10 protein-coding genes are annotated in these 12,278 nt (G+C 40.6%); 4 read left to right on the top strand and 6 right to left on the bottom strand.

The genetic code is table 11. The features are described 5' to 3' along the window. Window positions 1–280: 280 nt before the first annotated feature. The 3 genes from ACQFX9_RS01555 to ACQFX9_RS01545 all read right to left on the bottom strand — a co-directional run bounded on the left by ACQFX9_RS01555 (window position 281) and on the right by ACQFX9_RS01545 (window position 4,514). Window positions 281–1,390 (bottom strand): T3SS effector HopA1 family protein, encoded by a 1,110-nt coding sequence (locus ACQFX9_RS01555; protein ID WP_427160400.1) that lies wholly within the window; start codon window positions 1,388–1,390, stop codon window positions 281–283. A gap of 21 nt (window positions 1,391–1,411) precedes the next feature. After that, window positions 1,412–2,572, bottom strand: a complete 1,161-nt coding sequence (locus tag ACQFX9_RS01550; protein WP_427160399.1) for a phosphotransferase — start codon at window positions 2,570–2,572, stop codon at window positions 1,412–1,414. 778 nt (window positions 2,573–3,350) lie between these two features. Next, on the bottom strand, window positions 3,351–4,514 hold the full coding sequence (locus ACQFX9_RS01545; protein WP_427160398.1) for an AI-2E family transporter: 1,164 nt from the start codon (window positions 4,512–4,514) through the stop codon (window positions 3,351–3,353). Between the two features lie 184 nt (window positions 4,515–4,698). Here ACQFX9_RS01545 and ACQFX9_RS01540 point away from each other — a divergent pair, with 184 nt between their 5' ends. Together ACQFX9_RS01540 and ACQFX9_RS01535 are read left to right on the top strand one after the other, a co-directional pair. Then, entirely contained in the window at window positions 4,699–5,064 is a 366-nt protein-coding gene (locus ACQFX9_RS01540) for a hypothetical protein (protein WP_236144522.1), read from the top strand. Between the two features lie 371 nt (window positions 5,065–5,435). Next, window positions 5,436–6,848: an LCP family protein gene (locus tag ACQFX9_RS01535; RefSeq protein WP_427160397.1), complete on the top strand. Its 1,413-nt coding sequence runs from the start codon at window positions 5,436–5,438 to the stop codon at window positions 6,846–6,848. 52 nt (window positions 6,849–6,900) lie between these two features. On the opposite strand, the gene ACQFX9_RS01530 is transcribed toward ACQFX9_RS01535, so the two are convergent. Both ACQFX9_RS01530 and ACQFX9_RS01525 read right to left on the bottom strand, forming a co-directional pair. After that, entirely contained in the window at window positions 6,901–7,773 is an 873-nt protein-coding gene (locus tag ACQFX9_RS01530) for a 6-carboxytetrahydropterin synthase (RefSeq protein WP_236144499.1), read from the bottom strand. A gap of 266 nt (window positions 7,774–8,039) precedes the next feature. Further along, window positions 8,040–8,402: an NINE protein gene (locus ACQFX9_RS01525; RefSeq protein WP_427160396.1), complete on the bottom strand. Its 363-nt coding sequence runs from the start codon at window positions 8,400–8,402 to the stop codon at window positions 8,040–8,042. A gap of 304 nt (window positions 8,403–8,706) precedes the next feature. Between ACQFX9_RS01525 and ACQFX9_RS01520 the strand changes: the two genes are divergently transcribed. Both ACQFX9_RS01520 and ACQFX9_RS01515 read left to right on the top strand, forming a co-directional pair. After that, the gene (locus ACQFX9_RS01520; RefSeq protein WP_427160395.1) at window positions 8,707–9,666 is read left to right on the top strand and encodes a J domain-containing protein; all 960 of its coding nucleotides are present in this window, start codon (window positions 8,707–8,709) and stop codon (window positions 9,664–9,666) included. A 116-nt stretch (window positions 9,667–9,782) separates the two neighbouring features. Next, window positions 9,783–10,106 (top strand): DUF1825 family protein, encoded by a 324-nt coding sequence (locus tag ACQFX9_RS01515; protein ID WP_427160394.1) that lies wholly within the window; start codon window positions 9,783–9,785, stop codon window positions 10,104–10,106. A 93-nt stretch (window positions 10,107–10,199) separates the two neighbouring features. Here ACQFX9_RS01515 and ACQFX9_RS01510 read toward each other — a convergent pair whose 3' ends face one another. Next, window positions 10,200–12,122: a transglycosylase domain-containing protein gene (locus ACQFX9_RS01510; protein ID WP_427160393.1), complete on the bottom strand. Its 1,923-nt coding sequence runs from the start codon at window positions 12,120–12,122 to the stop codon at window positions 10,200–10,202. Window positions 12,123–12,278: the final 156 nt, after the last annotated feature.

Raw genomic sequence — 12,278 nt, 5'->3', positions numbered from 1 at the left:
CTGGTTCTAGTCTCCGTAAAGGTTATGCCATAATAGCGATTATGTATGCAACTGCCTAATTCGGTAGTGTACATTTAATTATCTCTCAATCCTAGCGCAGAAAAGCTGGTGCTAACACACTTCAACTTCCAGACAGATTATTATATCATAAATAGTTGTCACAGGTAGAGACAGTTTGCCACAACAGGATATTGAATATGGGGTAAAAGAGTTGCTGAGTCCTGATTAGACAACTAATTTAAATATTTTTGGCATTTAGAATCACTTACCCGCTTAATTTTTAGAACTGATAAATGTCTTCCGAGTCAGGATTTAAGTATGTACGCTCCATGTCAATTCCCATACTAGAAAATTGCTCAATTATCGATTGCATTCTCTCTTCAGGTAATTGATTTCCTTGTTCCCAGGATAATAACAATCCATTGGCAACTAATTGGCAACGGTGCATTCCGAAACTTTCCTGATTTGTCAATTTTCGCCCTACTTCTTCCGCTAGTCCCATTCCTGGTGCGAGGTATTTGGTAAATAATGGCACTTGGGGTTGGAAGTATTGCTGATGACTGCTGTATATGCTTTGAATGATCGGACGAATAGTCGCATAGTCTCTTTTATCGAAGTACAGCACACCTGAATCATAACGCCCGTAATCACCTGGATTATACAAAACCTTGAAACTAAAAGGTATGGCAATTTCATTGAGAGACTGAGATATGGCTCTCATGAGAGCAATTGCACCACTACTAGTCAAATTCAGATAAATTCTGACCATAATAGGACGAATATCAGGATTTTGTCCATAATTTGCCCCCGCATCACCTACAGCCATATAAAAGCCTTTTGTGAGCAAGCTTTTGGGCATTTTAATCGATACACTATCCCCAACAGTTGCATTTTGTTGTAATTGGGACAGATGTTTGGCGCGTTCTATATGTAGTTTTAATCCTTTTTTTGTAACAACTAAATTACCGTCATATTCTTGTTTGATAATCTGCCAATTTGCGTCAAAATATCCTGTACCGTAGTTATTGGAATCGATTTGTTGATGAAAGTCAGCGTCTATATCTAAAAAAGCATTATTCTCGACATCTAAACGTTGGTTGGATGGTGTTTGATTGAGTCTTAACTTAGATTGAAGAGAGCCATTATAGTAAATGCCATAAATATAAGTGCGTAATTGTAGACTGAGATATTGCTTTTGAGTTTCTGGTGGCATTTGAGAAAAACATTCAACCATATTAGGCGCAAGTGCCAAAGGTTGATAATGAGGGTGATGGATGGAAAAATCAGCATGAATAGCAATTTTTTGAGTAATATCTTGTAAGGTGCCAATTAATGAAGTGTTGACAGTTTCTTGATGGGATATTTGGGAAAAATTAGTTAGTTGCATCATAATTTAGAGAAAGTAATTTACTTAAGCGATCGCAGACTGATTAATGAATGCACGAGCAGCATTACCAAAGATGGTAGGAATTGATTGTTCAGGACGACATAACAAACTTTTAGCTACTTGTAGTAAGCAAATTCCGGTATTATCAAAGGTGCTTTGATAGTGCAGCATCACCCGAATTTGTTGAATCAAGGCAAAACCAGCACATTGTATAAGTTGGGGGATAAAATTTGGTCTATCCACCAAGATTTCTGGAAATTCTTGGAGATAAGCCTGCGTTAAAGCTGCAATGGTTGGTTGAATTTTTTCTAGTGGTGTATTAGCTAATCTTAAGGATTGTTCAATAGTGAGAGATTGGCTAAAGAGTAAGCTATTCAACCAAATCAGCAGATAGCTACCGATGAGTTTACCTAAATCTAATGCTGGATCTCCCCAAGTGGAACGTTCCCAATCAATGAGGCGAATAGCATTTGCATTTGCTTTTTCCCAATCATTAGCAAGTAGTAGATTATTGAGCTTGAGATCATTATGAATTAAGCAGCAAGGATGCAGTGAATTAGCAAGTTCTGTAACTGCTTTGCCTAAGATTTCATATCGCTGATAGAATGCTAAAAACTTGAGGGCATCAGGAGGAGCGATCGCAAAAACTTCTGGTGTGACTCGCTCTAATTTATTAATTAAGTAATGTACAGGATTGCTGTAAATATTCTGGGGATATTGAGCTAAAAAATCTCGACATTTTTGCTGATTATATGTTGCTCGGTGAACAGTACCGATGAGTTTACCGACTTGACTAGCTATCTCTTGGGGAAATATATTCTGATCACTATAAAATTCATTTAAATCTTGATAATTATCGAGGTACTCAAAAACGAGAATAGCATTATCCTGATCGTAGTGGATTAACTTACGTAAATATATTTGTAGATAATCTAATTCTGGGAAATGCTCAATTAAATCCTGCATTTGCCACTCATATAAAAACTCATTTTGTACCTTGCCAACTTGATTAGCTCTTTCCTGTTTAATCAAGAGCTTTTTATTTTCTGGTAAACTGAGTAATAAATTGAAATTTTTAGCGGCGATCGCTTCTACCTGAACCGCAGATGGAGAGATTGATTGATCTAATATCTTATGCTCAAATAAATAATCAAAAATATTCTGAGAATTTAATTTAACTTTCATATTTTCGGAGTTTGTGAGATGTTCATAGCCCAGCGTAGTTAGTTAACATATCTGCGCTTTCAGAGGTAATTACGAATAGGCAATACTTTTTAAGCAAATTTTATTAGACTTAACTGTGACTTTTATGTCATTAAAATATTCGCTATTTATCAGACTTTAAAAATTTAAATTTTTGCGTTGTGTAGCAAACTTCAAGCAAAACCTAACCCCTTAATCCAATACGGTTCAGATAAGAAAAATAAATTTCAACAAAACCAGCAAATGATCACTCAACAAAAAACGCAAAAATGATTTTGGAGGGGGTTTGGGGGACGCAACCGTCCCCCAATCGGGGGCTTGGGGGAGAATCCCCCAAATCTTGCTCATTGTCTAATAGGCAGAGCAAAAATGGAGAAATCAACTCTCACCACCTTAACTGATACCAATTCACAATTCGCAATTCGCAATTCGCAATTAAAAAACTTAGATGCAGCAAAGCTTTCAGGGTTTACATCTGTATCAGGTTTTTCGTGAAATGGTATGAACCGTATTCTAATCCCCTTCCCCAGTAGGGAAGGGGGAAAGTTAAAGCATCTTTCTTTTTAGGGGTGAGGTTGCTAGAGGAGTTTTCTAGGTTCCGTGAAAAGTCAAAAATTAAATTATTAATGTCCCAAAATTCTGAGAAACAAAACAGACAAAAAATGGGACTCTTGAGCAAAAAGCACCTGTACAGAGTCCCAGCAATAAACATTATTTAATTTGATACTTCCTCACCAAACTGATGCAGCCTTGATCCGGCTTATGGTAAAGTCGGCTGTTCTGCAACACTCAGGGGATTTTTAGACTCTGGCTTAGGATTATCTTCAGGTGCGATCGCTGTAGTGGTTTCCTCCGCATCATGAATTAAAGTAGGAAGACGCAAAGCACTAAGAGCAGTCTTAATAATTACAGCCGTAGGAACAGCGACAATTACACCTAAAAGTCCGCCAATTCTTGCTCCAGTTAATACAGAAATTAATATCCACACCGGATTTAAACCTGTAAAACTGCCTAAAATGCGGGGTGCAATCAAATTTTCGAGAATTTGCTGTACAATCACCGCCGCAATCAAAACTTTGACTCCCATCGAGAAATCTTGCAAAGCCACCAAGGAAGTAGTCAGAGCAATCCCGACAGAACCGCCAAAGGGAACAAGAGCCATAATCCCAATCGTCAAGCCAAACAATAACCCAAAGGGGACTTTCAGCCACAAAAACGTCGGAATTAAGGCTGAAGCCATGCAAGTAGATAAGATGAGCTGGGTAATAAAGAAATTTTGAAAACTCAGACGTACCGTTTGAGAAAATGGCTCACGGAATCTTGTGGGTAGCCACTCCACTAAACTTTCCCAGAGTTCGCCGCCATGCTGTAAAAGATAAAAAGTCAACACCATCGTTAACAGAAAATCCAGCAGGCTAGTAAATGTCACCACAGCCAAATTTAAAACTTGACCGGCGATCGCTTGTAGTTGTCCCTTGACACGATCATTAATTTGCACTACCAAAGCATCCAGGTTCACAGGTAAACCCATCACTTCGGCTTTTTCATTCAACATCATCAACTGCGATCGCCCAGAATCAATTAACTCTGGAATGCGTGCTACTAACTGTTGCGCCTGGGTAAGAGCCAAGGGAAACAAAGTTACTCCCAAAGCCAAAAGCACCGATAGAGCCAGTAAAAACACTAAAACGGCGACTTGCTCTCGTTTTGCACCGTGATACTCCATCCAGCTAACGGGATAGTTCAGCAGAAATGCTAAAACTGAGGCTCCAACTAGAATGACTATTAAGGAGTGGAAATAATTAAAAATTGCGGCAAATGCCCAACCATTGAGAACTAACAGAGGAGCGAACAGTGCGATCGCCCCAATTCTTGCTATTGGTGTTAGTGTCTGCCACCAGTTGAATAGCTTGCGTGTCTGCATCTTAAACCGATTGCGGATAGAACTCGATAAAATTCTCGATCTATAGCTTATTATCTCTAACTACATCACACTCATTCATCCCTCTAGTTTAGGATTCTACGAACATCTTATGAAAAATGCGGAATCGAGTGATCATCCACTGTATCAAGAGAATAGTACCTGGAAAAATGAGACTGGGGAAGACATGACCCAATCCCTACCTTGTCAAAACGATGCAGAAAACACCAAAACACAGTTAATTCTATATTTAATCCCTGTGATTGGTTTTTTCCCCTCCCTTTGGGCGATTTATCGCCGTCAAGGTAATCGGGAACAACTAGCTATCAGTCGTCTGTCTATAACTCTGGCCTTTACCTGGCTGTTAAGCTATCTGTTGTTAGCCACTGGTGCAGCAACTTCTGATTTTTTAGCACTGCGAATGTTAATCCTGAATAGCTTTTGTACATCGGGTTATTTTTTGGTGAGTGTCTGGCTAATTTTCAGGATTTTGAGAGGTAAGTCTTTTCGCTTACCAGTTTTAAGTAATTTAGCCCGAAAATTATGGGAATAATAAACTGGTAAAATTCACAAGAAAGCTATATAAGCTCTCAGTATTTTTCCATAGTCAACAATGCTGGGTAAATATTTCTCTCAAAAATCACGATTACAAAATTCAAAATTATCAATACAATTTATTCCCAGTCTCCAGTCCCCAAAAATCTTTCGTTTACATCTAGTCAAACAGAGTCAATTGTTGTCATACTTCAAGGAAACATGGAAAGATTTGTCACAAGGAACAAAAAATCCTGCTATAAGTGTTGTGGTTAACACTATATTGACAAGTCAGTATGGTTTATTAAAGTTAGCTATTAAGGGTTGATTTATCTGTATTGTTAGTCGGCAAATTTACCTAAAATTAATCAGTTAAGTGTGAGGAAGTCTGTGACCAGTCAAAGAACTTCAACCGAAGGAAACCAATCAGCAAACGCTTCCAAGTCCAGGGGAAAAAATCCTAAATCTGGGCGTTGGCTATGGTTCTGGGTGGGGATGAGTGGTATTGCTATGGTGTCAGCAACAGCTGGTGCATTGTTAGCTGTATCTTTCAGTAGTAGCACACCATTACAGCAAAACGAGTTAAGTCCTCAAGAAGAAGCCGTCTTTGATAGTGACGCGATCGCGGGTAGTGGGTTACGCTTCTCCGAATTAACTCGTCCCGTTAATCTTTTAGTGATGGGGATGAGTGTGCTACCGCCAGATGTGCAGAACCCTCCATCTGAAACCAAAAATTTGCGATATTTGCCGCAAGTCAACTCCTTTGATGGTCTATCGGATGTCATGCTACTGGTGCAATTTGAACCAGAGAAGAAGAAAATCGCCATGCTGTCCATTCCCAGAGATACCCGCACTGAAATTGAGGGATATGGGACAAGAAAAATCAACGCCGCCAATGTGGAAGGAGGCCCCGCTTTAACCGCCAAAACAGTCAGCAATGTTTTAGGAGGGACAGGGATTGATCGCTACATTCGGATTAATGTCTTGGGAGTAGAAAAACTTATTGATGCTTTGGGTGGGGTGACAGTCTATATCCCCAAAGATATGAAATATCGTGATGACTCACAACACCTATATATTAATTTAAAAGCAGGTAAACAGCATCTGAACGGTAATCAGGCTCTACAATTACTGCGTTTTCGCCACGATGAGCTAGGAGATATTGGCCGGATTCAACGTCAACAAATGGTAATTCGGGCTTTAATTGATCAAAGCCTCAACCCCATGACCTGGAAAGAATTACCAAAAATCCTCAACGTAGTCAAAGATAATATTGACACCAACTTAACCGTTGAAGAACTAGTGGCGTTAGTAGGTTTTAGCGTCCGTACTAATCGGTCGAATATGCAAATGTTTATGCTCCCTGGACGCTTTAGCGAGAATGGTGAGTTTGATGCTAGCTACTGGATACCTAATAAAAGAGGTATTAACAAGCTCATGGCGCAGCATTTTGGCGTAGAATCAACTTCCGAACAGCAAACTACCGATCCCACTAATTTAAGGATAGCGATTCAAGACAGCACAGGCAGCGATCGCTCTCAACTCCGTCCATTAATCAAAGCTTTGGAAAAAGCCGGATATCGTAACGTCTACGTTTATAAACCTTGGTCTGAACCCTTAGAAGTAACTAATATTATTGCTCAACAGGGAGATGGTGATGGTGCTGAATCAATTCGCAGTTCTCTAGGTTTTGGCGAAGTCAAAATAGAAAGCACCGGCAGTCTCGACTCTGATATCAGTATTCAACTAGGTAAAGATTGGTTGCAAAAGAAAGATTTATTGGATAGTTATAACAGTTTTTGATGCTATTAAGAACTGGAAATCAAAGAGACGCAAAATTTTGCGTCTCTTGTTTTTATACTCTTGCTAACACCGGTTGGTTCTGCACTGCACTAGCAACATTTGATTCTGGATCTGTGCAGTAAATTTCACAGGAATTATTGGGACTTTCAATCAGTTTGACTTTGTGGAGCTTCGCGCCTAAATTTTGAATGGGCGATCGCAGTAAATTACTAATATACAAAGCAATATTCTCAGCAGTCGGTACAACCTCAGCAAAATAGGGAATATCTTTGTTTAAAAAGGTGTGGTCAAATGGCTCTACCACATAATCATCTATCACTTGATTCAAAGCACCTAAATCTACAATCATTCCTGTGCGTTGATCAATTTCACCTTTAACAGTGACTTCTAAATGGTAATTATGTCCGTGTCCGTGGGGACGGGCGCATTTACCATAGATTTCTTGATTATCTTCATCACTAAGATTAGGACTTGCTAGCCGATGGGCTGCGCTAAAGTGAGTGCTGATAGAGAGGTAAGCTTCCATGCCGTTTCCTATATAATCTGCCCAAAGTTCAGGATTTTCAAACAACTGTACGCGGACTAGCGGTAGGTGGGGTGCTAGTCTTTGCCAAATCACTCGTGCGATATTTTCCGTCGTAGGCAAAGTTTGTTGAAATTCTGCCCAGACATCATTGAGATAGGAAAAGTCTAGTTGGCTGGTGACTTCTTTTTTAATTACGTGCTTCACGTCAGACAAGTTCAGCACCATACCATATTCATCTAATTCTCCAGCCATAGAGATAAATAGGACATAGTTATGTCCATGTCCCGGAAATTTAGAGCAAGCACCAAATTTCTCAAGGTTCTCGGCTGGACTCAATTCTGGCAACCAATAGCGATGACTTGCCGAAAACTGAGCGCGGCGATTCACAATACATTGCATGAGTACACTGGGAGCAGAATTTAAAATTTCTTAATCTTTCTCTATATTCCAGCATAAACCAATTCTCTGGTGATTAGTCATTGGTTATTAGTTAGTAGTCAATAGTCAATAGTCAATAGTCATTAGAGAACAGGGAACAGGGAACGGGGAACAGTTTTTCCCATCTCCTATCTTGTCTCTCTTGTCTCCCTTGTCTCCCTTGTCTCCCCAATCCCCAGCGATGCACTGAGCTTGTCGAAGTGTCCCCAATCCCCATTCCCCAATCCCTACTCAAGTAACTGGCGGCGTTTCTGCTCAAACTCATACTCAGAGATCAATCCTTCTTGACGTAGACTATCTAACTCACGTAAAGCATCGGCGATCGCTCCGATTTGATTACCGACATCTGGGGTTTTCACAGCTGACTGACCAAGGTTAAAATTGCGATCAAATGCTTCCTCATCTTGGGCTAAATACCAAAACCCCTCAATCGCACTAGCAACTTTGGGAATTGGTGTCCACGACAGCGCAAGATACAACAAACCCCAAAGGGGCTGTCCTAAATAAAATTTATGTAATCCAGAAAAACTAACTGTGCCAGCAAAGGCGAGAATAGCCGCCACACTTCTACTTTTGCGTTTAATTAACATATCCCTAATTGATCAACGACTACCACAATTGTCAGCATCAGACAGTCATAGGGGAATTCTAATTAAAGGAAGCCCCTCATCAATCCCTAAATCCTCAAACCTTGAGTAACAACCCATGAAAACAAATGAAATTTAGATGGTATGGGAAAAGTTACGATTTATGTATAAAGATACCTTTTCACTCCGCTTTAACCCTCCCTTGGATCTGAGAAGCAAATATGAATCTATTGTATTAATCTGAACTCTCCAGTACCCATCACCTCATCTCCAATGCTATCTTGAAATTCCTAGCGGCCTATCTACCATGATGTTACAGACTCCTCTACTCACAGAATTGCTCCAGCATCTATCAGACGACCCCTACGCTATTTTAGGAATTGCAGTAACGGCAGATGAGCGTAGTATTCTGAGGCGTTATTATGTATTGGCAAAGCTGTTACATCCTGACCAGGATAGCCGCAATAAGGGAGACAAAGAATTATTCACAGCCATATTAACGCGGTTAATTAACCCAGCTTACGCCGAATTGAAGAATATTCAAAAGCGTAGTGATAACCTAGCGAATTTGCGCGCTAAAGCCATCACCTGGGGAAAAAATGCGGTAACTGAGCGCAATCCCTTGCTAAAGAAATTCATGGGGATGTCTCTTCAAGAAGCTCAGTTATTTTATGAAAAGGCGATCGCTGATTACGCCAAAATTCAGTATCAAACACTCAATCAATCTGCCTTAATTGTCCAAAAGCTCAATGAATTGAACTTAGCTTACCTATACTTACAATCACAACCATTATTTAACCCCAAAGACAAAGCATCTCAGGCTGTAATAGTTTCGCCCACTAGAAATCCCACGGTGGTAGCGAAACTAAATAAAACTAAAAATTCTCCCGCATCCACCATCAATTATGCTCAACGTCATTATCAACGAGCGATAGAATATTCTAAACAATCCCACTGGTCATTAGCAGTGAGGGAATTGCGTGATGCCATCAAGCTAGAACCTGATAACAGTGATTACTATGCCTTGTTGGGAGTCATACATCAAAAACAAAAATTTATTGGGATGGCGAAAGTTTATATTCGTCACGCTTTAAAACTCAACCCACAAAACCCACTAGCATTAAAATACGCTAGTCAGTTGCAAATTCCCGTACAATTACAGACTGACTCTGTATCTTTAGCCAAAGCGATCGGCATTGCAGGCTGGTTAAGTAAGTTTCTGGTCAAAGTCGAAGCCAAGTTGAGTCAAGTGTTGAAATTTCGGTAAAAAGCCGTACTTCACCCGAAGCTATTTTGGTAATCAAGTCCTCTAGACTAAAATAAAAATAGATAACAGCAAAACTATAAACTACTGAGTTTTATCACTCAGATGAATAGAGGCACATGGGATTCTTCGATTCTGAGATAGTTCAGCAAGAAGCAAAGCAGTTGTTTGAAGATTATCAAGCACTGATTAAGCTAGGTAACAGCTACGGTAAATTTGACCGTGAGGGTAAAAAGCTGTTTATTGAGCAAATGGAAAATATGATGGATCGGTATCGCGTTTTTATGAAGCGATTCGAGCTATCAGAAGATTTCATGGCACAAATGACCGTAGAACAACTCAAAACCCAACTCAATCAGTTTGGCATCACCCCACAGCAAATGTTTGATCAAATGCACATGACCCTAGAAAGGATGAAATCCGAGCTAGAAAAACAGCAGTAGGGAGTGGGGACTGGGGGAAGCAAAGGAAATAACAGACAAGGTAGATTTGATTCCCATATCCAATGCCCAATTCCCAATGCCCAATTCCCGAATTTAATTGGTTTTCGGACGAGGAAACTGAGAAGGAGATTTAAAGTTTTCGACTGGGACATTTTTGAGAGCCTTCGTCATGAAATCCTTCCAGATGGGAGCCACCATACCACCACCAGTTGCACCACTAGCTAATTGTCTGTTGTCGTCTCTACCTACCCAGACAGCAGTAGTTAATTGTGGTACAGTTCCCACGAACCAGATATCTTTTTCTGATGACGTTGTACCAGTTTTGCCTGCTGCTGGTCGGTCTATGGCTGCACCTTTACCAGTACCATCAGTCATAACTGAGCGCATCACATCTATAATCGCTGCTGAAGCCCAAGGATCTAATACCTGCTGAGGTTTAGGCGTATTATCCAATAAAACATTGCCGCTACTGTCGGTAATCCTAGCAATTACCGTGGTTGGTGACTGCCAGCCATAATTAGCAAAAGTCGCGTAAGCACTAGCCATTTCTAGGGGAGTCACACCAATTGCACCTAAAGGTAAAGAGGTCACAGGTTCCATCGGACTGTTGATACCCAACGTGCGGCAAGTTTCTATGACTCTATTCATCCCTATAGTCTTGCCAATTTTAATCACAGGAATGTTACGTGATTGTGCTAAGGCTGTGCGAATCGACATTGCACCGGCAAAACTACCATCATAGTTACGTGGATAGTACCAACCATTACCATCTCGATAGCTGACAGGAGCGTCTACGACTGTGGAGTCTGGTGCATACTTACCAGTAGCAAAGGCAGTATAGTACACGAAAGGTTTAAAGGAAGATCCAGGTTGACGTTGTGCTTGGGTAGCGCGGTTGAATTCGCTGGCTTTCGGGTCTACACCACCAACTAAAGCTTTGACAAAGTGAGTACGTGGATCAATTGCGACTAAGGCAATTTGATTTTTACTCAAACCCTGACCTTGTAGACTTTTGTGCCATTTCTTCACAGTATCTTCTGCCATAACTTGGAAGTCAGCATCAACTGTGGTTTGGACGCGCATTCCTCCTTTAAGCAAGGCTTCCCGACCAAATTTTTTCGCCAATTCCTGTGCCACAGTATTGGTGATATAGGGCAAAGCACTGCCTTGGAATGATCTAATTCTGCCGAGTTTAATTTCTTGCTTGATCGCTGTATCATATTCTTGCTGGGTAATCCAGTTTAGCTCCAGCATCCGTCCTAAAACTTCTCTTTGTTTTTGCTTCGCCAGTTTCATACTGACAAAGGGACTAAATTCTTCTGGTGCTTGAATTAACCCCGCCATCATGGCTGATTCAGCAATAGTTAAATTTTCCGAGGATTTATTAAAATAACTCCTGGCGGCTGTTTGCACACCGTAATTGTTATGACCCCAATACACTTGATTGAGGTACATTTCTAAAATTTGGTCTTTGGTGAGAATTTGTTCTAGGCGAATGGCCAGAACTGCTTCTGCTAATTTACGGGTAAAGGCACGCTTACGAGTCAAAAATAAGTTTTTTACCAGCTGCATGGTGATGGTAGAACCACCTTCTTTCACACCACCAGCTACTAAGTTAGTCACGACGGCACGACCTACACCAGTGGGGTTAATCCCGTGGTGGTAGTAGAAATGACCATCTTCACTAGCTAATACAGCCCGTTTGAGATTGGGAGAAATTTTATCTAGAGGTACAACTTCCCGATTCGCTTCACCGTGGACACTGGCTAAAAGTTTACCTTTAATGTCATAGATATAAGTGGTTTCTGAGGGGAAGAAGTTGCGTAATTGCCTGACATCGGGCAAATTGCGGAAACTGATGGCTAGACCAACCAGTCCTCCAGCTACAATGGAGCTTGTTAACATCGTGATTGATAATAGAGTGCCGCCAGCTACCTGGCCGACTCCTTTTAAAAACTCAAACCCCGATGAAGTCCGACGTTGGGATTGCTTTTCTTCAAAAGTCCTAGACGACACGGCGATTTCACTTCCTCACTGGTAAATATTACTGTAATTGATTCTTTGCAACAGGGCGGTTAATTTTTTGCAATTATATTAGTTTGGCAGATGAAATAGTGGGCAATTTGTCCATGTTCAAGGCATTGGGGACTGGGGACTAGGGATTGGGGATTG

The sequence above is a fragment of the Aliinostoc sp. HNIBRCY26 genome (genome assembly GCF_050235535.1).
Lineage (GTDB): Bacteria > Cyanobacteriota > Cyanobacteriia > Cyanobacteriales > Nostocaceae > Trichormus.
Note: the sequence above shows the minus strand (reverse complement) of the source record. Positions and strands in the feature narration are given on the sequence as shown.